This is a genomic window from Pseudomonas sp. GW821-FHT07G06 (genome assembly GCF_058986625.1).
In genome coordinates this window covers 331,682-355,241 of the sequence record NZ_JBYSVW010000005.1, presented here as the reverse complement: position 1 = coordinate 355,241, position 23,560 = coordinate 331,682, and the positions used below count along the sequence as shown (strand labels likewise).

Below are 23,560 nucleotides of genomic sequence, written 5' to 3'. Positions count from 1 at the left end.
ATGCTGAATGGGCCGACGTCTTCGCGGGCAAGCCCGCTCCCACAGGGTTCGAGGGTGTCCGCAATTTCCCGCCCGGCACAGTTCAACTGTGGGAGCGGCGATCCGACTTGCTCGCGAATGCGCAGTGTCAGCCAACATCAATGCTGAATGGGCCGACGTCTTCGCTGGCAAGCCCGCTCCCACAGGGTTCGAGGGTGTACGCAATTTCTCGTCCGACACAGATCAACTGTGGGAGCGGCGGTGCGGCGATCCGACTTGCTCGCGAAGGCAATCTGTCTGTGACATTGATGCCAAATGTGCCACCGCTTTCGCGAGCAAGCCCGCTCCCACAAGGTTCTCGCTTGGCCATGGATCGGTGGCCCACCAGGGCCCCGCGCCACTCGTCAACCGGATCGGCACCCACCGCGTGCCCTGTCACACTAACACCAGGTATCGACTCATCCTGGAGACGACCATGATGAACATAAAAATCACTTCGCTGCTCATGGCCGCATGGTTGTCGGCTACGGCCGTGGCCACCTTTGCGGCGTCCGGCGAGGGTCCTGGCACGACCGGTACGGCACCCGGCGCCACCCGCAGTTCAACCATGCTGCCAGACAGCAACAGGCCCAGCGCCCCCTCGACTAATAACGGGCGCGGGAAGAGCCCCGGCTCGTCAATGGGCAGCACCGGCGTCAATGGTCCGGGCAGTGGCGCGGGCGGAGGCACCGGTGCACCCGGTGGCGGAACCGGCGGTGCTGGCGGCGGGACGGGTAGCTGGACAGGCAAAAGCGGCCAATGACACTACCGGCAGCAAAAACACTTCAACGGTCGGAGCGCATCAACGCTTCGACGCCGCCGGTCATCGACAATGTGGCCACGCGGTTCCGCCCCGAATGCTTGGCCTGATACAGCGCCGCATCCGCCCGCTCGACAAACACGTCCATGCTGTCACGCCCCGAGGGCACGAACGAATAGCAACCCAGGCTGACCGTCACGTAGCCGCTGGGTGAGGCGGTGTGACTGATGTGCCTGTCGATGACGCTGCGGCGGATCTGCTCGGCAATCGTCATGGCGCCGTGAATGTCGGTGTCGGGCAGCAGCACCGCAAACTCTTCACCGCCGTAACGCACCGCCAGATCGGCCTTGCGGTGGCAGCAACTCTTCAGCGCGCGTGCCACTTCGGCCAGGCAGTGATCCCCCACCACATGGCCGTAGGTGTCGTTGTAGCGCTTGAAGTAATCGATATCGAGCATGATCAGGCTCAAGGGGCTTGCCTGCCGGGCACCGCGCCCGAACTCGATGTCCATCGCCCGTTCGAACAACCGGCGGTTGGCCAGGCCGGTCAGGCTGTCGTGCGTGGCGATCAGCTCCAGTGCTTGCTGGGCCCTACGCAAATCCGACTCGACCCGCTCGCCCACGCGCACCTGATGAATGAACACCCAACCGAACAACCCTACGCCCAGCAGCACCAGGGCAACGATGAGACTGGAGCGAAACGCCGTGTCGTACCAGCCCGCGAGAATGGATTCCGTGGACGCCGCCGCGGCAACCACCAGTGGGTACGCCTCCAGCTGTCGGTAACCATACAGGCGCGTCACACCATCGATGATGGACGTGAACATCGCATTGCCGGAGGTGGCCAGTGGCAGGGACTTCTGGAAGATCTCGCTCTGGGCCAGCGACACGCCGATCTGTGCCTCTACAAAAGGTCGACGCGCCAACAACGTGCCATCGGTCAAGCCGAGAAACATCGTGCCGTTGTCATCGAGGCTGAAGCTTTTGAAGAACTGGTCGAAGTACGACATCTTGATACCGGCCAGCAATACGCCCTGGAAATGGCCGTCCCTGTCGTTGACTCGTTTGGAAATCGGGATGATCCACTCGCCGTTTTCCCGGCTGCGGATGGCCGGGCCGATATGCGCCACCGACGATACGTTCTGCTGGTGATACTTGAAGTACTCGCGATCCGCGACCCCGGCACCCCGGGGCAGGTTTTCAAACGAGGTCACCACCCACTGGCCCTTCTGGTCGAACAACAGGATGCCGTGCAATTGATCCAGTGCCAGCACCCGCCGGGCAAAGGTCTGCTGCAAGCGTGGGCGCATGTCCTGGCCGAAACCGTCGACCTGAATCCAGTCCACCAGGCTGGTCAGCACCAGGTCGGCCTTCATGAAGGTGTCTTCGGCTTGCTGCGCCATGGCCCGCGTCAGGTTCGAAGAGGCCACTTGCGCCAGACTCAGATCATGGCGACGGGACTGTTCCAGTTGCAGGTAGAGCAAACCGCACAGGCACAGACACACCGTGGCAATGAACAACACCGCGGCCTTGCGCAGCGGTATGCGTTTCAATGCAACGCCAGGGGCGTGGTCCGGGTTGTTAAAGCGCGTGGGCAAAAGTTCATCCTGTCGGGGGCAAGGCATGGGCAACGGCCCAAAGCCCTCAGTTTTTGTGGGCCGTAGTTTACGGGGTTATCCACGACAAAGGGGCAACCACTTGCCCGGCGGTCTCCCCCCTGCCCGGTGGTGCTGCAAACATGACCCAGGGCAGCACTGTCTGCGCGTCAACGAGCTACGATTAGACTGACCTCCATACAGGGAATCGACATGAGCAAAGCAGACGAACTCGCCGAAAAATTGAAACAGACAGGGCTGACCAGCGCGGATCAGGCGATCGATGGCTGGCCCGGCCAGGTCTACGAACTGTATCAACGGATAGAGCACTGGCTGCAGCCCTTGACCGAAGCGGGCCTGGTCCTGCGGCGCAACGCCACCCATGTGTTCGAAAGTCATGTCGATGGTGACGCTTACGATTACGCCATCGACCAGTTGGTGATCACCGGCAACGGGCACAGCATGACCTTTGACCCGGTTGCACGCTTCACCGCCGATGGCGAGGGACGGATCGAAATCCACACAACCGGCAACGAACTCGCCCTGTTGCGCACTGTGGACGAACACGGCGAAACACACTGGTGGCTACAAACGATCGAGCAAGCCACGGCACAACTGGATGCGGTGGCGCTGACAGAAAGCGATCTGCTTGTAGTGGTGCAACAAGGATTGGCGCTTTAGGAAGTTTGCCAAAGGGCCCGGGAAACTGTAGGAGCCAGCTTGCTGGCGATGGACTCCAGTGCGCCGAGTTCATCCGGTTCACACGCGTTATCGTTAACGACCATCGCTGGCAAGCCAGCTCCCACAAAGGACCGTGCCCACGCTGAAACTGTAGGAGCCAGCTTGCTGGCGATGGACTTGAATGCGCCGCGTTTATCCAGTTCACCCGCGTTATCGTTAACGACCATCGCTGGCAGGCCAGCTCCTACAGGGGACCGTGTCCACGCTCCAAACCAGGCCCCCAAAAAATGGCGCTCCCGAGGCGTCTTTTCAGTCTTTGGTTACTGTTGGTTCTGCCCCGTCACCACCAGCGGGATCTCTGCCCGACGCAAGTCCAGGGGAGGCAATTTCGTCGGCTGACTCAAGCCCTGCAACACCCGGGTGTCGTAATCATAAATGTCCGGCTTGAACGTCACCCGCCCGTCATTGCTCAGGTCCACGGTCCAATAGGCCAGCAGCACCGGCACCTTCACCGGCAGCTGGATATTCTCGGTTCGGCCATTGGCCAACTGCTTTTGAATCCCGGCACTGTTCCAGCGCACCGGGTCGTTGAACAACAACTCGACCAGTTGCAGCGGGTTTTCCACGCGGATGCAGCCCGAGCTGGTGGCCCGGACCGTCTTGGCAAACAGCTCGCGGTGCGGCGTGTCATGCAGGTAGATCGCATAGTCGTTGGGGAAGCGGATCACCACCTGCCCCAACGAACTGTCGGGGCCGGCATCCTGACGCAGGTGGATGCCTCGCGGGTTGCTCCAGTCAACGTCCGACGGATCGAGCACATTGCCTTCGCGATCAAGCACGCGAATCCGGTTGGCCGCCAGATAGCCAGGATCGTTCTGGACTTTCGGAATCACGTCCTGCTTGAGGATGGTCGGCGGCACGGTCCAGGTCGGGTTGAACGTGATGTAGGTGATTTCGGCCTGGAACACCGGCGTACTGCGCACCGGCTTGCCGACTTGCACCCGCGAACGCCAGATCGGCAGGCCGTCGCGGTACATCGCCACCTTGTAGCCGGCGATATCGACGATCACGAACGTGCCCTGAAGTTTGTACAACAGCCAGCGGGCGCGCTCCATGTTGACCCGCACCTGATCGATCCGCGCCTCGACCGGCACGTTCAGCGCCGCCAGCGTCACCGCCCCCGCCACGCCGTCGGCCCCCAGGTATTGCTCGGTCTGATACTTCTTCACCGCGGCAATGACCTTGTCGTCGTAACCGGTTTTTTTCGCCAGGTGCGGGTCCAGGTACCCGCCCGCCACCAGGCGCGCACGCAGTTGTCCGACCGCCACCCCGTCCATGCCGGGCTTGAGCGATTGGCCTTCGGTGACCTTCGGCCAGCCACCCGCATCCCGCACCTGGCGCAACCGCGCCAGGCCTTCACGCAAATTGCGGTAAATCTCTTCCTGAGGCGGCGCATCGGCGAATGCACGTGCCACGTCATGGGCATCGAGGGCGGCGAACAGGTTGTCCATGTCCTCGCGGGCATTGCCGCCGGCAGGATCGAAATTCCAGTGAATGTCCAGCCGCGACGGATCGACCTTGCCCCGGCGCAGTTGCAGCAGCGCAGTGATGAAGGTGCGGGTGGCCGCCATGTCGAACATCGCCCGCTGTGCCGTGGAAGGCATGGCGGCCATCAGCGATTCATGGGCCTGGGCCAGTTCGGTGATACGGAAATCCGCCGGGGTCAGACCATCGATCCGGGTGTCTTCGAGGCTCTTGAGTAACTGCAGCACATCACGATCATCCGTCCACGCGGCGCGATAGTTGCGATGCATATAGAAATCCAGCACCACCCGGCTGACATCCACACGCTGATTGCGCCTTGACGTGAGCAACGGCGGAAAGGCCGAGCGCAGCGGTTCCAGCGTTGCCTGAATCGCTTGGCCGACCGCATCGTCGGGCGCCGCGGCATCGCTTGTGCTGCTCGCTGCAGATACCGGCTCAATCGGCGAAGTTTGCGCAAATGCTGCACCGCTGATCAGAAAGCCCATAAAAAATATGCGGCTTATGACGAATGACCTTGTTAATTGCACCATGGATAATCCTTAATCCCCCGATTCAACGGCGCCAGCTTTGCGCTCGCTGCTAGACTCGAAATTATCATGATGAGACCCGACTATGGCGCTAAACCGCTTTGGCCTTTTATTTGCCATTTTACTGACGTGCCTATCAGTAACGTCAGCCTACGCCGATTCGCTTGAAAACGCGCTGGTCAAAGCAGCACCAGGCGCCGACGCCAAAGTGATTGCCCTGGCCGTTCGCGCCACCCAATGCAGCCGTGCCCAAGGCGTCGCCCCAGCCCAAAGACTGGCGGTGATCGATTACTCCCTGCCTTCGACTGAACAACGCCTGTGGGTCTTCGACCTTAAACGGCGCAAGTTGCTGTTTCACGAACTGGTCGCCCATGGCCGCAACAGCGGCGAAAACATGGCGACGCTGTTCTCCAACCGCAACGAAAGCCACGCCACCAGCCTCGGTCTGTTCCGCACCCAGCAAAGCTATCTCGGCCAGAACGGTTACTCGCTGCGCATGGAAGGCCTGGAGCCCGGCTTCAACGACAACGCCTTTGACCGGGCCATCGTCATTCACGGCGCTCCCTACGTCAGCCCGGTGCTGGCCCGCGCCAATGGCCGCATCGGCCGCAGCCTGGGTTGCCCGGCCGTCAGGCCGGCGATTGCCCATCGGCTTATTGATTCGATGAAGGACGGCCAGTTGTTGTTTTCCTACTACCCGGACCAGCGCTGGTTGAAGTCGTCCTCCTACATCAACTGCGGCGACACCGTGGCCTCAAGGGAAAAGTCCACTTCAAGCCAGAAAGCGACGTCCAACCTGTCAAAACTGTAATCCCCGCCTCAGCCTGCTGAAAGGCACCGCCCGCTAGCCTCGTCGACAAGTTCAACAGGCTGACGGGCGGAACACACGGCATGCACTCCCACACATCAAGACGCACCTTCGTCAAAGGCCTGGCCATCGGCGGGCTCTTCGGCGGCCTCGGGTTATGGCGCACGCCGGTCTGGGCGCTCAGCAGTCCCGGCGAACCGCAGGTGTTGGCCGGTAATGATTTCGACCTGTTCATCGGCGAATCCCCGGTCAACTTTACCGGCACCCCGCGCACTGCACTGACCATCAACGGTGGCATTCCCGGCCCGCTGCTGCGCTGGCGTGAAGGCGATACGGTGACGCTGCGGGTACGCAACAGACTCAAGGACAGCACCTCCATTCACTGGCACGGCATCTTGCTGCCGGCCAACATGGACGGCGTGCCGGGCCTGAGTTTCAAGGGCATCGAGCCGGGCGGCCTGTACGTCTACCAGTTCACCGTGCGGCAGAACGGCACCTACTGGTATCACAGCCATTCGGGGTTCCAGGAGCAATCCGGCGTCTACGGCCCGCTGGTGATCGACGCCAAGGACCCGGAACCGTTCCAGTACGACCGCGACTACGTGGTGATGCTCAGCGACTGGACCGACGAAGAACCGGTCGGCCTGATGAAAACGCTGAAAAAACAGTCCGATTACTACAACTTCAACAAGCGCACCGTGGGCGACTTCATCCACGACGTCAGCGAAAAAGACTGGGGGCCGACCGTCGCCGATCGCAAAATGTGGGCCGAGATGAAGATGAACCCCACCGACCTGGCAGACGTCGGCGGCGCCACTTACACCTACCTGTTGAACGGCCAGGCGCCGGACATGAACTGGACCGGGGTGTTCCGCCCGGGTGAAAAGCTGCGACTGCGTTTCATCAACGGCTCGGCCATGAGTTACTTCGACGTGCGCATCCCCGGCCTTAAAATGACCGTGGTCGCCGCCGATGGCCTCTACGTCAAACCGGTGAGCGTCGACGAGTTTCGCATTGCCGTGGCGGAAACCTTCGACGTTATCGTCGAACCGACCGAAGCGGCCTACACCCTGTTCGCCCAGGCGATGGATCGCACCGGCTACGCACGCGGCACCCTGGCGGTGCAGGCGGGACGGGTAGCGCCGCTGCCAGCACTGGACCCACGCCCCCTGGTGACCATGGATGACATGGGCATGGCCGGCATGGACCACGGCAGCATGGCGGGCATGGATCACAGCAACATGGCCATGGGCGACATGCCCGGCATGCAGTCCCACCCGGCCTCGGAAACCGACAACCCACTGGTGGACATGCAAGCCATGTCCACCTCAGCGAAACTCGACGACCCCGGCATGGGCCTGCGCAACAACGGGCGCCGCGTGCTCACCTACTCCGACCTGCGCAGTACCTTCGAAGACCCGGACGGCCGCGAGCCCGGCCGTACCCTCGAACTGCACCTGACCGGGCACATGGAAAAATTCGCCTGGTCGTTCAATGGCGTGAAGTTCTCTGACGCAGAACCGCTGCGCCTCAAGTACGGCGAGCGGCTGCGGATCGTGCTGGTCAACGACACGATGATGATGCACCCCATCCACCTGCATGGCATGTGGAGCGACCTCGAAGACGAGAACGGCCAGTTCATGGTGCGCAAGCACACCATCGACATGCCACCGGGCTCCCGGCGCAGCTATCGGGTCACGGCCGATGCGCTCGGCCGCTGGGCCTATCACTGCCATCTCCTGTACCACATGGAAATGGGCATGTTCCGTGAAGTTCGCGTGGAAGAATGAGGCGCACCCCATGATTCGATTCACCCCGTTTTTTTTCGCACTCGCGACCTCGACGGCGATGGCCGCCAGCGACGGCATGCAAGGCATGGATCATGGCCAGATGGACCACGGTCAGATGCAAGGCATGGACGAAGGCCAGATGCAGCCCGCCGCCCCCAGCGAAAGCCGTACGCCGATCCCGGTGCTGACCGATGCCGATCGCGCGGCGGTGTATGTCGATCCCGCCGGCCACCATGTGCACGACAACACACTCAATTCGTTTTTCCTCGCCGACAAACTCGAGTGGCAGGACGCCGATGACGGCAGCACCCTGGCCTGGGATTTGTCCGGCTGGGTCGGCGGCGACATCAATCGCCTGTGGCTGCGCTCCGAAGGCGAGCGCACCAATGGCGTGACCGAGGACGCGGAAATCCAGGCCCTGTGGGGCCACGCCATATCCCCGTGGTGGGACGTCGTCAGCGGCGTGCGCCAGGACTTCAAACCCGGCGCCCCGCAAACCTGGGCCGCCTTCGGCGTGCAAGGCATGGCGCTGTACAACTTCGAGGCCCAAGCCACGGCCTTCATCGGCGAAGGCGGCCGGAGCGCCGTGCGGCTGGAGGGCGACTACGACATCCTGCTGACCAACCGGCTGATCCTGCAGCCGACCGTCGAGCTCAACGCCTACGGCAAAAACGATCCGCAACGGGGCATCGGCGCGGGGCTGTCCAACACCGAGGCGGGCTTGCGCCTGCGCTACGAAATCCGCCGGGAATTCGCGCCCTACCTCGGCGTGACCTGGAGCCGCACCTACGGCAACACCGCCGACTACGCCAACGACGAAGGCGAGGACCGCAGCGAAACCCGCCTCGTGCTCGGTATTCGGATGTGGTTCTGAACAGACTCAGCCAAAACCAACAACAACCGCTTCGAGCGGTAAAGGACCTTGCATGCGCATCATCAAACCCACCGCCGTCGTTATCGCGTTACTCAGCGGTTTGCTCATGAGCACCCTCGCTCAAGCGCACCCCAAACTACTCGCCTCCACCCCAGTGGAAGGCGCAGAAGGTGCGCCGCCCGACAAGATCGAACTGCACTTCTCCGAAAACCTCGTCACCCAGTTTTCCGGTGCGAAACTGCTGATGACTGAAATGCCCGGCATGGCCCACGCCCCGATGCCGGTCAAGGCCAAGGTCAGCGGCGGCAGTGATCCGAAAACCATGCTCATTACCCCGACAGCCCCCTTGGTTGCCGGCACCTACAAGGTCGAATGGCGCGCGGTGTCGTCGGACACCCATCCAATCACCGGCAACGTCACCTTCAAAGTGAAATGATCGATGAGCGACTCGGCCAACGTCGTTCTGCGGTTTGTGTTGTATGTGGATTTGATGCTGTTGTTTGGCGTGACGCTGTTCGGGCTGTACAGCTTTAAAGGACAGCAACGGCGATCCGGGACGGTGCTGCCCTTTCGCCGATTACTGACGGGAACTGCCGAACTCGGTGCACTGCTGTCCATCGCCGGCATGGTGCTGATGGTCCGCGCCATGAGCGGCGAATCAGAGCTTGCCGAGCTACGCCCTCACCTCGAGATGATGCTGTTCGAGACAGACGTCGGGACGGCCTGGGCCGTGCGGATGATTGCGTTGGTGGTCGCGGGTCTGGCGGTGTTGCTCAACCCACGCGCCCCCGGCATCAGCCTGGCGATCGCCAGCATTGCCGGCGGCATCGCCCTCGCCAGCCTGGCCTGGAGCGGGCATGGCGCCATGGACGAAGGCAGTCGTCGTTACTGGCACTTCACCACAGACATCCTGCACCTGCTGGTGGCGGGCGCCTGGCTCGGCGCGCTGCTGGCGTTTGCGTTGATGGCGCAACCCCGGGCCCTGCAAACCGAAGCACACATACGGTTGTTGGCTCACGCCGTCAGGCGGTTTGAGCTTGTCGGTGCGCTGATCGTGGTGATCATCAGCGTCACTGGCGTGGTGAACTACCTGCTCATTGTCGGGCCGAAACTCGATGAGGTCTTACTCAGCTACTACGGAATTCTGCTGGCGATCAAAGTGCTGCTGTTTGCCGGGATGCTGGTGTTGGCGGCGCTGAACCGCTTTCATCTTGGCCCCTTGCTGGAGCGGTCATTGCGGGAGGGCCAGTATCGCGTGGCAGCCCATGCACTTCGGCGCAGTGTGGTAGCGGAAATGGCCGCGGCGGTTTTGATTGTGGGATTGGTGGCGTGGCTGGGGACGTTGAGCCCGGAAGTGGAATGAGCCACCTTCAGGGGGCATTGATTTTTCACACCGGTGAAAGTTTCACTACACTCCCCCTTTCAAAACCACTCCAGCACAAAAGCCCGATATCAATGACGAAAATCAAAAGAGCAATGATGCTCGGCGGCTTGCTCGCACTCTCTCTTGGCGCCCAGGCAGAACCTTCGCATCTGGACAGCGTCATGCAACAGGGACAACTGCGCGTTTGCACCACCGGCGACTACAAGCCCTACACCCTCAAGGCCGAGGACGGCGCGTATTCCGGCATCGACATCGCCATGGCCCACGCCCTGGCCGACAGCCTTGGCGTCAAGGTCGAGTGGGTGCCCACCACCTGGAAAACCCTGATGCCCGACATGCTCGCCGGCAAGTGCGACATCGCCATGGGCGGTATCTCGGTCACCCTGGAACGGCAGAAAAAAGCCTTCTTCAGCAACATTCTGGACGTCGACGGCAAAATCCCGCTGGTGCGTTGCGAAGACCAGGCGCTGTACCAGACTGTCGAACAGATCAACCGGCCCTCGGTTCGCCTGGTCGAACCCGCCGGCGGCACCAATGAAGCGTTCGTCCACGCCTACCTGCCCCAGGCGCAATTGCAACTGCGCGATAACCTGAGCATCTTCCAGGAACTGCTGGATAAAAAGGCTGACGTGATGATCACCGATGCGTCGGAGGCGCTGTACCAGCAGAAGCTCAAACCGGGCCTGTGCGCCGTCAATCCGACGCACTACATGCAATACGGCGAAAAAGCCTACCTGCTGCCCCGTGACGACATCACCTGGAAGCTGTACGTCGATCAATGGCTGCACCTGGCCAAGGCAACGGGCAAATATCAGAAGATTCTGCGACAGTGGCTGGCGGTGCCTGAGGGCAAATAACAGCATGCCAAGGCGCCTGGTCATGACTTGTTAAATCTCGTTACATCCTTGAAACTACTCTCGCACCGGTCGCAGACCGGTCACAGGCAAGACGCGTTGACAAGCACACCGAACGATAATCCGGTCGATGCCTCGACCGAGCAGAACCCTCAAAAAAGGACAGATAATGAGCAGCACGGATGAATTGCAAACCTACAATGTCAGCCCGAAATGGCAGGAACGTTTCGCTTTTTTTGATCAGTACGGCGGCCCCAAAAGCCCTGACTTCAAATTGGGCTTCAAACAGCTGCCAGCGCGCAAGCGCATCCTGATCAACCTGAACTTCATCGCATTCTTTTTCGGGCCGATCTATTTTTTCGTGCTTGGACTGTGGAAAAAGAACCTGGCGATCATCGCGATCATCGTTGCCCTGTCCTTCGTCCTGGCATTGATTTTCACCCTGCTGGGTTATGAAGAAGCCCCCAAGGCCCTCAACAGCGGTATGAATATCGTCTTTGCACTGATGTACGGATTGAGCGCCAACTACGCCTACTACCTGAAACAGGTAAAAGGCTCGCAAGGCTGGAATCCTTTTGAAGGCTTGAGGATGGTCTGAGGCTCGCCCGGATAGCAAAACGGTGGAAATCACCCCACCGTTTTGCTATCGGTCAATCGTCGTGCAACAACCCCGCACCATACTCGCCAAAACTATTGCCCAGCGCACTGCCATGGAAATTCATCTGGTTGGCGTTGCTGTGGGTGGGTCCCGGGCCAAAGCCGGCCGGCTGCACCGAGTCGGCCGAATAATCACGATGGGCACTCACACCCGAACAGGCGCTCAACAGCACGGCACCTGCGATTAGCGAGACCTTGATCAGGTTTGCGATCATTTTTTTATTCCTGTGGATTGAGGCGCGGGGACATGACCTTTGGCGGTTATCCTATGCCTCGTCTGAGCCAGGCAACATGAAACTTTTGGGGGTGACAGCGCTGGTTCAGGAACCGTGCGCACCTGGCGTTCTCTCACACCCACTGCCTTGGGGATCGACATTGTCCAATGCTCGACTCACCAACAACTCCCCCACCACCGCCCTTGCTGAATCGACAGCGCCAAACTGGGTGTTGAACCTTCGAGCTTGCAAGCCAGATCAGTGGTCAAGACGTTCAACGATGCAAGGGTCTCGTAGACGTTTGCTGACCATCTGCTGAGAGTTGACCAAGATCGAGAGAATCGAAAACCGTTGCAGTTTCCGGGGGATCAGGCGTGATCCTTTTCATCGATTTCGCTCCTGGAATTAACCCAAGGAACTGCCAGCATCCATTCCACATGATGGGTAGCAGCTGCGCGCGGGTGTGGAAGACCGAGGATCTACGAACCCGGCGCACCCGAAAGTGCCCCGCGCACAGCCGCCATAATTTAATGGCAGACATGAAAAAAGCGCCTGCTTGAATTTTTTCAGGAGGGGGTTACCAGACCAATCCCCCTCGAACAGATTGAAAACGAGAGGTAAAGTTTCCTGTACCGTGACACCTTTCCCCCCATAGCTTAAAATCCGCGCCTTAAACCGACCAATCAACGTGCTTTGTTCGGTGCCCTGTACGCATTTGTCCGACACTTGGTTGCTGGTAGAGCCTGATGGCCCACCTCACATGAGAAGTAATGTTGTTCATGCGTTCGGTGTCCCGCTTCCTGAGGATTACCCATCAGTTGGCATATGGCATACCCCCTCCTTCAGCGCGTGATGCCAAGTAGCAAACAACAACTCTACAAGCTTGTAAAATCCAGGCAGGACGCATTGGCAGCATGCGTCATCGCACAATCGAATGATCAGGATGAGGCTCAAGGTGATTGATAAAACCGTCTCAGTAAGCTTAGTGGTACCCGTTTATAAAAGCGCAAGTACGCTCCCGCAATTTTACGAGCGTGCACGCGCGACTCTTGATCAGATTTGCGACGACTGGGAGATTATTCTTGTCGATGACGCAAGCCCGGACCAGACGTGGTTTGCCGCTCTGGCACTTCACGAGCAAGACCGCCGAGTCAAAGTCGTTCGCTTCGCGAAGAACAAGGGACAACAACACGCTACGCTGTGCGGCATCGGCTATGCCTGCAAACGCTACGTCGTGACAATCGACGATGACCTGCAGTGCTTTCCCGAAGACCTCCCACTGTTTATTGATCAACTTCGAGCCGGCAAGCATGTCGTCATCGGTAAGATCCCGATGGCTGAAAAACAGCACAGTGCCTGGCGCAACGTGGCTTCGCGCATCAACCAGAAACTGGTTAGTAAGGTCATGGGCAAACCGGCCGACTTCAGCCTCTCGAGCTACAGGGCCATGAGTCAACAGGTGGCAAGACAACTCGTCAGATATCAGGGTTCACACCCACATATCGCCGCGATGCTTTTTAATTCGGTGCCCGTCAGCATGATGGCGAACGTGAGCATTCGCCACGCGCCGCGCGCCGATGGCGGCCCGAGCACTTACACCCTTGGCAAGATGTTCAAAACGCTTTCGTTCCTTATCGTCAATTACTCCCTGTTGCCACTTCGCTACGTGTCGATCTGGGGCTTTTTGGTCAGTGCGTCGAGCATTTTTTTTGCTATGTATGTTCTGCTGCGCACCCTACTGACCGACCATATAGTGCCAGGCTGGGCGTCGCTGGCGATCCTGCTGTCATTCCTCACCGGCAACATCCTTCTGGCACTAGGTGTGCAAGGTGAGTACCTCGGAAGACTGGTCGAAAATGCAACCCACCTCAGTCAATTCCCCATTATTGAAGAGCATGTGGAGTAATGATGACATCCGCTTACCGTGTCGTGGATTATTTCCCTGCTGAACACATTTTAAACAATGGGGTATTTGCACACCTCGACGAAATCGATGCGCAAACGCCAGGCGCGCTGGTTTACTGCCAGAATTTGTACTATTTGCAAAAAGCATTGGCTACGCCCAATGTCGCGTGCGTCCTGTGCCCCGAAAGTTTAAAAAATGAAGAATTAGCGACTGAAAAATCAATTGTATTCTGTGCCGACCCACGCACTTCTTTTTTTCGCCTCTACAACCGCTTGAGTGAAAACTCAAAGCGCGCAACTGCGCAAGCACCGAGCATCGGTGAAAATTGCACGCTGCACCCCAGCGCTGTTATCTCGCCACTGGCCACACTGGGTAACAATGTCGAAATTTCAGCAAATGTGGTGATCGAGGGCCCTGTCGAAATCGGAGACAATGTCTACATCGGCTCAAATGCCGTTGTAGGCGCCGAGGGCTTGATCACGCTACGCAACGACAACGGCACGCTGATGGTGGTCAAACATCAGGGCGGTGTACGTATTGAATCGGGTTGCCAGATACTTGCTGGCGCAGTGATCGCGAGGTCCTTGTTCCAGCAGCCGACAACCATTAGCGAAAATTGCCAGATCGGCATCATGACCAATATTGGTCATGGCGCCGTGATTGGTAAGAACTCTGTGATTTCTGGCAATACCGTTATTGCAGGACGCACACGCCTGGGGACCGGCGCATGGGTTGGCGCCTCTTGCTCCATCGCACAGGGACTTGTGATTGGCGACGCGGTACAAATAAAAATGGGTTCGGTCGTCATCGGCGACATCGCGCCAAACAGCGTCGTTTCTGGAAACTTCGCAATCAATCACAGGGCTAACATGACAGCTCACCTCAGGAAACAAAAGTGATGCACTTCATCGAGCTATCACTGGGATTCAAAGGCGAACGAACCTACATACAAGGGTCCGACATGCTCAATGCCACAATGCAGGCCATCACTCGCCACGCACCGCACGCACGGATCGAAAAGCTGGACTTCAGAATCAGTAGAATGACCAAACATCTACTCACCTGTCACTGGTGGCCTAGATCAACCCCTCGATCATTGCCGGGTGAGGCTGTCGCTACTTTCACCTTTCAACTCGATGGTATTGATCATGAAGGCAAATTGATTCAAGGCGAAGTTTGCGCCGATACACGACGTCCTTACGACGAGTCACTGGTTGAAAAACAATGTGTTTTCACACCCGCCCAGCGGTCAGTGAGCCTGACGACCATGCCAGATGACTTCTCTCCGATCGAAGTGCTGGTATCCATGAACAAGGCACTGCATCTCAAGGAGCTGAGCATACCCAGTGGCAGCCAGTGGGTTTTCTGTCGCTGGGAAAGCCCGAAGTGGCCGCCGTGTTTTGACTTGAGCGGGGTGGACCTGACACTTGAGCAGACGCTGGGCACTCGATTGACCCGTAGTCGCATCAAGCTCAATGCAGAACATATCGGTACGCTCTACTTCAGCGCCCTCAAAGCCGAGTAGCCTGCCACTCGCATATGAACCTTGCAGTAAGGCGGGGTGCCGGTTCAACGAGGCTTCTGGCTCGACGATCAACGCGACACGCCTCTCTCGAGAGGCTGCTAATGTGCTACATCTTTTGAAGCATGCAACAGAGCAGGCTCCCTCTGTTGCATGGAGTGTGGCAACATGACCACCGTTCAGCTCAGTAGCCTGCAGAAGACCTCGTCAACTGCCAGCAATGCCACTAAGCTCCCTGCGCAGTACAAACGTACCGGCCGGGGTAACTTCAATACCCATATGATGAAATACTGACTATGCCCCAGACAAAAGAACAAATTATCAACATTATTTCCCAGGCTGAGGTTGTACCAGATGCCTCAACGCTGCGCGACAACATCAACCTGAGCGACCAGGGCGTTGACTCGCTCGGCATGTTCAACATCATTCTGTCTATCCAGGATCACTACGTCATCGAGATACCTGACGAAGATATTGAAGGCCTTAAAACCATCAATGACCTAGCCGACTACATAAAATCAAAACTGCAATAACCGACATCTCTGGTCATGTAAGGGAGGCAGACAGCGTGTCCACTCTCCCTCATGTCGCTCTCGACCGCGACAGGGTCCGCCAACCTATTACCTATACAGCGTTAGCCTCACCCTCCTACGTTGAGCACCCTGCATGCCTTTAACATTTTTTAAATTGTTGATCGTGATTTTTATCTATGCATTTCTCATACACACATTTGACCTTAAACTAACGGCATTAATCAGCGACATTACAGCATGGCACTACCTTGCGCTGGCTGCTGTTATCCCAATCACTTTGAGTTCTTTTTTTTCTGTCAGCCGCTGGCAAGTTTTCCTGCGGCTCAATTCGATTGACGAAGCGTTAGCAAGCCTCTGGAAAATAACTCTGGTTTCTCAATTTCAAGGTTTGATTCTACCTTCAACACAGGGTGCGGATGCCTTTCGTATGTTTCACATCGAACGACGCCATCCGGAAAAGCGGGGTACCGCAGGCAGTACAGTAATCATTGAGCGCATGATTGGACTATTGGTGTTATGCACCTTTACCCTTTTTGCCCTGCCCTTCTTACCCGCTTCAGACAACTACGCGCTGCTCCTCATGACCGTCGGCGCGGTCAGCAGCATTGCCGTAGTGACCCAAATAATATTGACCAGTAAAAAAATTCATACCCTTTATAGCTGCCGCACTGTCAAAAATTCGTTACTTTCTCTATTGTTGGGGTATATTCAGAAACTTCATGCCAGCACCATTAACTTCCCCTACCGGCAGGCGCTCACGTCATCCCTGTTTTTTATCTGCTGCTATCAAATATCTCTGATTTCGGTAGTGTATTTTGTATTTCGCGCCTATGGCTATGACATCCCCTTCATTCAGCACTTTGCTCTCTATCCGGTCATCGCAATCCTGACCATGGTTCCAATAACAGTGGGTGGGCTTGGGGTACGCGAAGGTTTTTTTATTTATTTTTATGGCCTACTTGACGTACCAGCCAATATAGCCGTAGGCGCCTCCTTGGCAAACTACATTCTAATGGCCCTGATCCCTGCCGCTTGCGGTGGCCTTATTTACTTGTGGGATACTATTCGGGAAAATCGCCTGAAAGATAGAAACTAAAACAGAGCGCCAGATTGATGCCCCCAGATTGCACCCTGCTCTCCAAGTCCGCCTTTGAGGCACTTGCCCAGGCAGAGGCACGCCACTGGTGGTTTCGCGCCCGTAACCGCGTGATCATTTGGGTGCTGAAATCTCGCATCGGCAAAATCCGGAATTTCCTGGAGATTGGTTGCGGTACCGGCTTTGTGCTGGAAGGGATTCAGCAGGATTTTCCCGAAACGCCACTCTCCGGCACCGAGTTTTTCGATGAAGGCCTAGTGCATGCACGTCGACGCGTGCCAAGCGTAAGCTTTGAAAAGCTGGACGCACGCGTCATGATGGCTGCAGAGCGATTTGATGTAATTGGCGCTTTTGATGTCATCGAACATATCGAGGAAGATGAACAGGTAGTGGCGAATCTTTCCCGCACATTGCATAAGGATGGTCAGCTATTGCTGACCGTTCCCCAGCACCGCTGGCTATGCGCCTGTCATGTGCGCCGCTACACGCAGGTAGGCCGCGCCGACCTTGAGGCTCAATACGTCACATCCGCTGTCACCCTGCTCACCCCCATGATGTGGCTGGCACGACAGCGCCCAGGTCAAAAAAATGCGGAAGTAAACAGGGAGTTCGATATTTCTGACCGGACCAATCGGCTCCTTGAGTTCGTTATGAAGATAGAGCTTTGCCTTTTGAAGGCAGGCATCACCTTTCCTCTCGGCGGCTCACTCTTGCTGTTAGCCAAAAAACGATAACCTGGAGACCTACAGTGAGCGACTTTAAAATTCCCTTCAATCGCCCTTTCATGACGGGAAAGGAACTTTACTATATTGCAGAAGCAAAGTTCCTTAATAAGCTTGCTGGTGACGGCCCCTTCACTCGACGTTGCCATCAGTGGCTTGAACAGCACACTGCCAGCGAAAAGGCACTGTTGACGCACTCTTGTACTGCTGCCCTGGAAATGTCAGCCCTATTGCTGGATATTGAACCTGGGGATGAGGTCATCATGCCCTCTTACACCTTCGTCTCCACGGCTAACGCTTTTGTATTGCGCGGTGGAATACCGGTGTTTGTCGATATCAGAAATGACACACTGAATCTGGACGAACGCTTGATTGAGGCTGCGATTACACCTCGCACCAAGGCAATCGTTCCGGTTCACTACGCTGGCGTCGCATGCGAAATGGACACGATCATGGAGATCGCCCGCCGGCACGGCCTCCGCGTGGTTGAGGATGCTGCGCAGGGGGTCATGGCCTCTTATAAAGGAAGAGCCTTGGGCAGTATTGGTGATCTGGGCGCATATAGCTTCCATGAAACCAAGAACGTGATATCCGGCGAAGGCGGCGCGCTACTGGTTAACGACCCGACACTGGCATTACGCGCCGAGGTTATTCGGGAGAAAGGTACGGACCGAAGCCGTTTCTTCAGAGGTGAAGTGGACAAGTACACTTGGCAGGAAGTCGGTTCTTCCTACCTGCCGGGTGAATTGACCGCCGCTTTTCTTTGGGCGCAGCTGGAAGAGGCACAGTCGATTACACAAAATCGCCTGGATAGCTGGAACCGCTATCATCAAGCGCTCGAAGGGCTTGAGTTGACAGGCGCAATACGCCGCCCGATCATTCCGGCAGACTGCACACACAATGCGCACATGTACTATGTCTTGCTTGCTCCCGGCATCGATCGCCAACGCACGCTAGAGAAGCTTAAACACGACAATATCTACCCGGTGTTCCATTACGTACCGCTGCATTCCTCACCGGCAGGACTGCGCTACGGCCGAAAACATGGCGCGATGACAAATACAGACACCCTGTCGGAACGCTTGATCCGCTTGCCACTGTGGGTGGGGCTGACACAGGAACAACAGGCAGGCATCGTCGACTCGCTACAGCGCGCCGTTTCCTGAGGGAGAACACGCAGCGTGCAATTGCTGATCTGCACCCTGCATAGCTGCACCCATGACATTGGCTGCACGGTATATCGTTACCAGTAGATAAATGAACTAATCGCTCAGCACACTGGTGGCCTGACCTCTCCGTCTGGTGAGTACTAAAAATGGGGATTACCGGGCGAACTGGCGTAACGAAGTGATTTATAGAGCGCCTTTTCCATCGCCGGATCGCTCAAGACAAGCCAATTTGTCAGCAGCTGAAGCCCCCCTCTCCATTTCAGGTTAGATGGATACAATGCAGGGTCAATGCTGGGATTGGGCTATCATTGGCAGGATTAATAAACCTTTACTGACGAAGATGGAATAATCGATTTTTAAATCGACCGGATATTTAAGAATGAAAAATATTTTAACAAGTAAAATTCCAATAATTATTCTAGCATTGTTCTTTGCTGTATTACTGAGCGGAGTATTTCTTCCGATTTACTCCGATGAAGTCATGACAAAATTCAGGGTTGCGCGGCTCTTTTTGGAGGACGGAAATGCGGTTACCCTTTATCCACAATGCACAACAACTGCAGGCCGGACAGTTTCATGGGTATTTTATCCGGCCGGTATATTACTGTCGGCGCTCTATGCCCACCTGGGTCCTTTCGGCTTGAGAGTGAGCGGTATTTCTTTATCGCTGATCTGGTTTGCCTTGCTCGCTTATTGGTGCTTGACGCAGGCGCGTGATTTTGGAGGAGCTCTTCAGCGTTTCACTGGATTGGTTGCGGTGGCCTCATTGGGTGTCCTACCCTATCTGTGGGTCTTGTCGCGTCCTGAACAACTTCTGATGCTGCCGATCCTGATGCTTTGTTTGTTGGCACTCTTCTTCAAGGAGCAGAAGTCTGCTCGCGCGCAGGTGGCGATGACTGTTGGGCTTGCATTGCTGCTGACGTTATTTTTTTATGCCCATCCGAAAAGCATGTTCTATGCGCCATTCGCGATAGCGGCCGTGTGGTTGGCGACGGCAACGTACCACAAAGCGATTCGCTATGGCTTGTGGCTGTTCATCGTGGTTCTATGCGTTCAGACCTTTCACGATTTCAGCGCGCTGGCGGGCTGCCAGGATGCGCCGAACATTCAAAAATTGCTGGCGGCCAACACATTGTTACCGGGTATGCTGTTCTCTGCACCAGCCGAGTTTGTCAGCGCCGCTTACAATAATTTAATGAACTTCCCCGACCGGTTGTTGATACACCTTACCTTTAATGACACTTTTCAATCGGGCTGGCTGCCGCCTATGGTCGGTAGCTTTGAAGCGTTGCCGTACCTCAATCTTGCCATTTATTACTCTTTGTATGCATTTATTATCGGAGTCCACGTTGTAAGCGTCACTATATTTATGTTGCAAGTAGCTCGCCGCCAAGTGTCTGCGCCTGTCGTGCTGGCGCTGTTGTTGGTTGGCGCAGATTTAATCAATGCGTTTTTTTACAACATCCAGAATTTTTATGCTGGCATTCAATTCATGCCTGTGTCGATCATCATCGCAGCCCTGTTGATGCACTCCCGGCGCGCGGTGAAGCTGAGTAACACCCCCACACTAGTAGCCTATTCGCTGTTATTGCTGCTTTCTATGGCGTCGATGGTCACACTGGTAACCCTCGTGACCCCTGGCATCACACAAAACTCCTCCTTCGCGCAATCGAGTTTGCCCGGGCAGCCGCTTTCGATTCCGGTGCTGGGGGCTCAGCTTCACTTGGATTCAATCAGTAAGCTGGGGGAGTCATGCGGTATTCCTGCGGAGTCGGCAGAAAATGTCGTAGTGGACCACATGACATATTTTGCCTTTTTGCGCGACAAGAAACCTATCCATGTGCTCTATGTGTCTGAGACCGGCTACGGTGGCGACTTGAGTAACGGCAGGCTGCTGCCATTTCTCAAAGGACTGAATAGCCCAGGCCTGGTCACGCGTTGCGAATGGGTGCCGTATCTATTCCGGCAGGCGCAGGAAAAGGACGATATGGGCTACTGCTGTGTCAACTTCGGCAAGATCTGACTAGCGTTACCGGCATTAGCGCCCTCGGCCTCCCCGGAATCGGGAGGCCGAGGGGTTTCGATGCATCAGGCAATCGCACGACCAGCGTTCCGGCATTCATGGACGCCCCTTTGCTGGTTACCTCAATCGCTTACACGGAACCATCAAGGTTCGTAGGTACGCGCCTTCGCATTTGTTCATTCCTGACAACGTCGGCTTTGCACCGCCGGAGTGCTGCCTGGGCATGAGGTCTGACCAGGCAGCCAATTGCCGTCCTTTTTTAAAGCCCTTCGCATCGCCGATCGAGGCGATTAACGCACTGGCGGTCAGCAGGCAAACCCGGTAGCGCTCGATCAGCTCCTTGACCGTCACACCCTTGCGATTGACCTTGGCAATTGCACCAGGTTCGGCCAGCTCAGTTTCGCGTCGCTTGCGCCAGACTTGGGTCGTGGTGTTGCAATCGAAAGTCTGGCTTTCCTGATAAACTGTCACACCCTTTTGCATGATGCGGATCAATGCGGTGTACGCTGCAGAGCCATCCTTGCGCTTGCGAACGGTGATTGTTCCCATGGTTTTGCTACACGAGTGGTTTGCGTTGCTACATTGCAGCGGCACTCTCTCAATACCAAGCAAAAACCGTAGCAAATGAGAAGTAGCGAAATGCCGATAAAACCCACAGAAAACCAAGCCTATCCAGCAGATTCGGTATCCAGGCGGTTTTCTGTTGCCCCCATGATGGATTGGACCGTTTAACGACAAGCCCCTTTAAAACAGAGGCTTACATTAATCTTCGATTTCCTCTGTACCAATTCTGTACCACCACGCCCTTCCAACTGACCCTTTCTCTACGGCAAACTGCGTTTACATCCAGCAGATAACGGTCAATAGCTGCCGCTCGTAGAGGGTAACTAACTCCCGGAAGTACCCCTCAAAGCACTCTTCGAGTGCGGCAAAAAACACACGCATGACTTGCTAAGCACGAATGCTCAATTGGATTATTGGACCGCGCTCGGTCACATCTACGTGTAGGTACATAATCAAGGTGTCGCCAAGAGTGCGCATACATTTGTGGGTAATCTGTACTCGGATACCAAAGTGAAGATAGTGAGATGACATACGACGGCTAGTCTGACGAGCAGTGGCGCGTGTAGCTCTGCGATAACTGACGTTCCGATACCGCCCAGGTGGATGGACTGGGCGATCCGAATAATTACTGCACTATTGCTTAGATGGCCCTACCCGCTTGGGATTCGAGCGTAGGTTCTGACTCGATTCCCGACTCAGGCTTTGACTCTGTTATCAAAGCTTGAAGACTGAGGCTAGCGAGTAGCTGCTCAATGTCCTCCTCCGGTATCAAACCTGCCTGACGGAACGAGAATTTAAATGAGTTCGAGCCAATGTCCATATAAATGATTCTTTTAAACTCATCGCCACCAACTCCCAATAGACTTAATATGACAAGGAGATAGAGTTTGGAGAGCGCTTCACTATTGTTCAGAATACCTGTGAGGAAAGCCTCATATTCTCCTGGCTCGCGTTCTCCCCCATGATGTGACAAATCATTTCTCAGATCAGCGCACGTTTTGCAAAATTTCTTCAGGTTCTCTTCAGAAATACCAATGGCGACGGGGCTCAATGCTTCAAACAGCCTTTCCGACAGCGGACGTTCAACAGCACGTTTCATTAAATTTTTTAGCCAGTTACGATCTCCTGAATTCAGTCCTTCGACAGATCTAATTTCCTCAGTTATTCTCTTAACTTTTTCGCTCACTTTCGAATCGTCGGATTCGGGAAGGTCCGTTCGCCTTCCTAGCGCTTCAAGGCCCCAAACCAAATTCACAAAACGATGCTCTGCATACAATCTGAAATTCCGCCTGGTGCCCAGATAGAGGCTTATACCAGGTCCTAAGCTTTTTCGAGCAAGAAGCCATTTATCGACCATCGTACCAAAAGCTTCACGAATCCTTGGGAATGGAAGTAGGGTTTGTTGCCAGGTAATCTTATTATCAGCTGGCTCCTGTCGACGAAAATAGTAACGAACCACGAGGTCTTTGCCTTCGCAGCTCCAAATCAGCTTTGGCCACTTAAGTGTCAAAGTGCAATTGGTTAGGATTAGTAGGAGGTCTTGAACAGCACGATACCACTCCACTATCTCTTGGCTAGAGAGTGCTGATGTAGGAGTATAAATAAGCTCAGAGGCCAATCCAATATTTAGATCGCTGCTAAACAAATTTGGCTTATTCCCTGTAAAATGGTGTCGTATCTCAACAAGCCCTGTATTGGTTTCCCACGCTTCTGTCGGATTACACTCGAGATCTATCGAAATCTTATTATTTAGCGGCTCCTCGCAATCAATCTTCCCGGGGCGAATCCACTCCTGCAAACCTTCCAAAGAAATTTTTAGTTTCGTAAATTTTTCGGCATCTATCATCTCCTGGCAAATAAAACACTCTTCAGCAATAAAATTTTCATATGAAATCAAACCGCTTCGGCCACCGTTTGTTTGCAGCCCCCTGAGCAGTACGTAGTGCCCCGTAGCTTTCAAGCAGCCAACAATCCCGACCTCCGATGCAACCTCCTCCCTAAACACAGCCTCCGCTCCGCTGCGCCCTGGTAAAGTCTGGTGCAACTCTAGACTAATAACACCGCTGGAATTTATTGTCAGTAGTCCGGCAGCATATCCGTCGGTGTGCTCACTCCCCGCCCACCAAAATAATCCGTGATCATTAATTTCCATATATTCTCCGTGCAATGCCATCGATGATGATCCGCAATAATAAAACCAAGCCTAGATAGCTCGACAACTAGCCGTCGCTCAATTGCAATGCCGTAGTGACTCCGGAAAATCTTTTGGGGAGCCTGCACGAGCCTCGCAAGAGAGCAGATGATGTCTTTTTTCTCAA

22 protein-coding genes and 2 pseudogenes are annotated in these 23,560 nt (G+C 55.9%); 18 read left to right on the top strand and 6 right to left on the bottom strand.

Annotated elements, in window-relative coordinates:
• The first annotated feature begins 454 nt into the window (after positions 1–454).
• A complete protein-coding gene (locus AC3WJW_RS12885; RefSeq protein ID WP_493726247.1) occupies positions 455–781 on the top strand; it encodes a hypothetical protein in 327 nt (108 codons plus the stop codon).
• Positions 782–803: 22 nt separating this feature from the next.
• Here AC3WJW_RS12885 and AC3WJW_RS12880 read toward each other — a convergent pair whose 3' ends face one another.
• Complete coding sequence (locus tag AC3WJW_RS12880) at positions 804–2,402, bottom strand: sensor domain-containing diguanylate cyclase (RefSeq protein WP_493726246.1); 1,599 nt, start codon at positions 2,400–2,402, stop codon at positions 804–806.
• Positions 2,403–2,585: 183 nt separating this feature from the next.
• On the opposite strand from AC3WJW_RS12880, the gene AC3WJW_RS12875 reads away from it, so the two are divergent.
• Entirely contained in the window at positions 2,586–3,053 is a 468-nt protein-coding gene (locus tag AC3WJW_RS12875) for a hypothetical protein (protein WP_493726245.1), read from the top strand.
• A gap of 320 nt (positions 3,054–3,373) precedes the next feature.
• Here AC3WJW_RS12875 and AC3WJW_RS12870 read toward each other — a convergent pair whose 3' ends face one another.
• Entirely contained in the window at positions 3,374–5,128 is a 1,755-nt protein-coding gene (locus AC3WJW_RS12870; RefSeq protein ID WP_493726244.1) for a L,D-transpeptidase family protein, read from the bottom strand.
• A gap of 82 nt (positions 5,129–5,210) precedes the next feature.
• On the opposite strand from AC3WJW_RS12870, the gene AC3WJW_RS12865 reads away from it, so the two are divergent.
• The 7 genes from AC3WJW_RS12865 to AC3WJW_RS12835 all read left to right on the top strand — a co-directional run bounded on the left by AC3WJW_RS12865 (position 5,211) and on the right by AC3WJW_RS12835 (position 11,433).
• Positions 5,211–5,936 carry a murein L,D-transpeptidase catalytic domain family protein gene (locus tag AC3WJW_RS12865; RefSeq protein ID WP_126046408.1) on the top strand — a complete coding sequence of 242 codons (726 nt, stop codon included), beginning with the start codon at positions 5,211–5,213 and terminating at the stop codon, positions 5,934–5,936.
• An 80-nt stretch (positions 5,937–6,016) separates the two neighbouring features.
• Complete coding sequence (locus AC3WJW_RS12860) at positions 6,017–7,723, top strand: copper resistance system multicopper oxidase (RefSeq protein ID WP_493726243.1); 1,707 nt, start codon at positions 6,017–6,019, stop codon at positions 7,721–7,723.
• A gap of 10 nt (positions 7,724–7,733) precedes the next feature.
• Positions 7,734–8,597, top strand: a complete 864-nt coding sequence (locus AC3WJW_RS12855; RefSeq protein ID WP_493726242.1) for a copper resistance protein B — start codon at positions 7,734–7,736, stop codon at positions 8,595–8,597.
• A gap of 52 nt (positions 8,598–8,649) precedes the next feature.
• A complete protein-coding gene (gene copC / locus AC3WJW_RS12850; protein ID WP_493726241.1) occupies positions 8,650–9,033 on the top strand; it encodes a copper homeostasis periplasmic binding protein CopC in 384 nt (127 codons plus the stop codon).
• A 3-nt stretch (positions 9,034–9,036) separates the two neighbouring features.
• Positions 9,037–9,960, top strand: coding sequence for a copper homeostasis membrane protein CopD (gene copD / locus AC3WJW_RS12845; RefSeq protein ID WP_493726240.1), 924 nt, complete (start codon positions 9,037–9,039; stop codon positions 9,958–9,960).
• Positions 9,961–10,076: 116 nt separating this feature from the next.
• Positions 10,077–10,838 carry a transporter substrate-binding domain-containing protein gene (locus AC3WJW_RS12840; protein ID WP_493726271.1) on the top strand — a complete coding sequence of 254 codons (762 nt, stop codon included), beginning with the start codon at positions 10,077–10,079 and terminating at the stop codon, positions 10,836–10,838.
• A gap of 166 nt (positions 10,839–11,004) precedes the next feature.
• Positions 11,005–11,433 carry a DUF2628 domain-containing protein gene (locus AC3WJW_RS12835; protein WP_218481434.1) on the top strand — a complete coding sequence of 143 codons (429 nt, stop codon included), beginning with the start codon at positions 11,005–11,007 and terminating at the stop codon, positions 11,431–11,433.
• Positions 11,434–11,485: 52 nt separating this feature from the next.
• On the opposite strand, the gene AC3WJW_RS12830 is transcribed toward AC3WJW_RS12835, so the two are convergent.
• Positions 11,486–11,707, bottom strand: coding sequence for a hypothetical protein (locus AC3WJW_RS12830; protein ID WP_493726239.1), 222 nt, complete (start codon positions 11,705–11,707; stop codon positions 11,486–11,488).
• A gap of 105 nt (positions 11,708–11,812) precedes the next feature.
• A pseudogene (locus tag AC3WJW_RS12825) lies at positions 11,813–12,000 on the bottom strand (DUF6124 family protein); the annotation flags it as partial.
• Positions 12,001–12,662: 662 nt separating this feature from the next.
• Between AC3WJW_RS12825 and AC3WJW_RS12820 the strand changes: the two are divergent.
• From AC3WJW_RS12820 to AC3WJW_RS12780, 9 genes are all read left to right on the top strand, one after another.
• Positions 12,663–13,613, top strand: a complete 951-nt coding sequence (locus tag AC3WJW_RS12820; protein ID WP_493726238.1) for a glycosyltransferase family 2 protein — start codon at positions 12,663–12,665, stop codon at positions 13,611–13,613.
• 2 nt (positions 13,614–13,615) lie between these two features.
• The gene (locus AC3WJW_RS12815) at positions 13,616–14,512 is read left to right on the top strand and encodes a DapH/DapD/GlmU-related protein (protein WP_493726237.1); all 897 of its coding nucleotides are present in this window, start codon (positions 13,616–13,618) and stop codon (positions 14,510–14,512) included.
• Positions 14,512–15,138 carry a hypothetical protein gene (locus AC3WJW_RS12810; protein ID WP_493726236.1) on the top strand — a complete coding sequence of 209 codons (627 nt, stop codon included), beginning with the start codon at positions 14,512–14,514 and terminating at the stop codon, positions 15,136–15,138. The genes AC3WJW_RS12815 and AC3WJW_RS12810 overlap by 1 nt, the downstream gene beginning before the upstream one ends.
• Positions 15,139–15,303: 165 nt before the next feature.
• A complete protein-coding gene (locus AC3WJW_RS12805; RefSeq protein WP_493726235.1) occupies positions 15,304–15,429 on the top strand; it encodes a hypothetical protein in 126 nt (41 codons plus the stop codon).
• Between the two features lie 2 nt (positions 15,430–15,431).
• On the top strand, positions 15,432–15,668 hold the full coding sequence (locus tag AC3WJW_RS12800; protein ID WP_218481439.1) for an acyl carrier protein: 237 nt from the start codon (positions 15,432–15,434) through the stop codon (positions 15,666–15,668).
• A gap of 133 nt (positions 15,669–15,801) precedes the next feature.
• Positions 15,802–16,764: a lysylphosphatidylglycerol synthase transmembrane domain-containing protein gene (locus AC3WJW_RS12795; RefSeq protein WP_493726234.1), complete on the top strand. Its 963-nt coding sequence runs from the start codon at positions 15,802–15,804 to the stop codon at positions 16,762–16,764.
• A gap of 17 nt (positions 16,765–16,781) precedes the next feature.
• Positions 16,782–17,498, top strand: a complete 717-nt coding sequence (locus AC3WJW_RS12790) for a class I SAM-dependent methyltransferase (protein ID WP_493726270.1) — start codon at positions 16,782–16,784, stop codon at positions 17,496–17,498.
• 14 nt (positions 17,499–17,512) lie between these two features.
• Entirely contained in the window at positions 17,513–18,652 is a 1,140-nt protein-coding gene (gene rffA / locus AC3WJW_RS12785) for a dTDP-4-amino-4,6-dideoxygalactose transaminase (RefSeq protein WP_493726233.1), read from the top strand.
• A 382-nt stretch (positions 18,653–19,034) separates the two neighbouring features.
• Positions 19,035–20,678, top strand: a complete 1,644-nt coding sequence (locus tag AC3WJW_RS12780; RefSeq protein WP_493726232.1) for a hypothetical protein — start codon at positions 19,035–19,037, stop codon at positions 20,676–20,678.
• A gap of 138 nt (positions 20,679–20,816) precedes the next feature.
• On the opposite strand, the pseudogene AC3WJW_RS12775 reads toward AC3WJW_RS12780, so the two are convergent.
• Both AC3WJW_RS12775 and AC3WJW_RS12770 read right to left on the bottom strand, forming a co-directional pair.
• Positions 20,817–20,987 (bottom strand): annotated as a pseudogene (locus AC3WJW_RS12775) (transposase); the annotation flags it as partial.
• A gap of 895 nt (positions 20,988–21,882) precedes the next feature.
• A complete protein-coding gene (locus tag AC3WJW_RS12770) occupies positions 21,883–23,394 on the bottom strand; it encodes an ApeA N-terminal domain 1-containing protein (RefSeq protein WP_493726231.1) in 1,512 nt (503 codons plus the stop codon).
• Between the last annotated feature and the right edge of the window lie 166 nt (positions 23,395–23,560).

Excerpts from the sequence above, each read along its gene's own strand:
- AC3WJW_RS12885 (WP_493726247.1), top strand. The coding sequence starts at position 455 with ATGATGAACATAAAAATCACTTCGCTGCTCATGGCCGCATGGTTGTCG.
- AC3WJW_RS12815 (WP_493726237.1), top strand. The coding sequence starts at position 13,616 with ATGACATCCGCTTACCGTGTCGTGGATTATTTCCCTGCTGAACACATT.
- AC3WJW_RS12770 (WP_493726231.1), bottom strand. The coding sequence starts at position 23,394 with ATGGAAATTAATGATCACGGATTATTTTGGTGGGCGGGGAGTGAGCAC.
- AC3WJW_RS12840 (WP_493726271.1), top strand. The coding sequence starts at position 10,077 with ATGCTCGGCGGCTTGCTCGCACTCTCTCTTGGCGCCCAGGCAGAACCT.
- AC3WJW_RS12875 (WP_493726245.1), top strand. The coding sequence starts at position 2,586 with ATGAGCAAAGCAGACGAACTCGCCGAAAAATTGAAACAGACAGGGCTG.
- AC3WJW_RS12780 (WP_493726232.1), top strand. The coding sequence starts at position 19,035 with ATGAAAAATATTTTAACAAGTAAAATTCCAATAATTATTCTAGCATTG.
- copD (WP_493726240.1), top strand. The coding sequence starts at position 9,037 with ATGAGCGACTCGGCCAACGTCGTTCTGCGGTTTGTGTTGTATGTGGAT.
- AC3WJW_RS12810 (WP_493726236.1), top strand. The coding sequence starts at position 14,512 with ATGCACTTCATCGAGCTATCACTGGGATTCAAAGGCGAACGAACCTAC.
- AC3WJW_RS12880 (WP_493726246.1), bottom strand. The coding sequence starts at position 2,402 with ATGCCTTGCCCCCGACAGGATGAACTTTTGCCCACGCGCTTTAACAAC.
- AC3WJW_RS12855 (WP_493726242.1), top strand. The coding sequence starts at position 7,734 with ATGATTCGATTCACCCCGTTTTTTTTCGCACTCGCGACCTCGACGGCG.
- AC3WJW_RS12790 (WP_493726270.1), top strand. The coding sequence starts at position 16,782 with ATGCCCCCAGATTGCACCCTGCTCTCCAAGTCCGCCTTTGAGGCACTT.
- AC3WJW_RS12800 (WP_218481439.1), top strand. The coding sequence starts at position 15,432 with ATGCCCCAGACAAAAGAACAAATTATCAACATTATTTCCCAGGCTGAG.
- AC3WJW_RS12870 (WP_493726244.1), bottom strand. The coding sequence starts at position 5,128 with ATGGTGCAATTAACAAGGTCATTCGTCATAAGCCGCATATTTTTTATG.
- AC3WJW_RS12830 (WP_493726239.1), bottom strand. The coding sequence starts at position 11,707 with ATGATCGCAAACCTGATCAAGGTCTCGCTAATCGCAGGTGCCGTGCTG.
- AC3WJW_RS12805 (WP_493726235.1), top strand. The coding sequence starts at position 15,304 with ATGACCACCGTTCAGCTCAGTAGCCTGCAGAAGACCTCGTCAACTGCC.
- AC3WJW_RS12795 (WP_493726234.1), top strand. The coding sequence starts at position 15,802 with ATGCCTTTAACATTTTTTAAATTGTTGATCGTGATTTTTATCTATGCA.
- AC3WJW_RS12835 (WP_218481434.1), top strand. The coding sequence starts at position 11,005 with ATGAGCAGCACGGATGAATTGCAAACCTACAATGTCAGCCCGAAATGG.
- copC (WP_493726241.1), top strand. The coding sequence starts at position 8,650 with ATGCGCATCATCAAACCCACCGCCGTCGTTATCGCGTTACTCAGCGGT.
- AC3WJW_RS12860 (WP_493726243.1), top strand. The coding sequence starts at position 6,017 with ATGCACTCCCACACATCAAGACGCACCTTCGTCAAAGGCCTGGCCATC.
- AC3WJW_RS12865 (WP_126046408.1), top strand. The coding sequence starts at position 5,211 with ATGGCGCTAAACCGCTTTGGCCTTTTATTTGCCATTTTACTGACGTGC.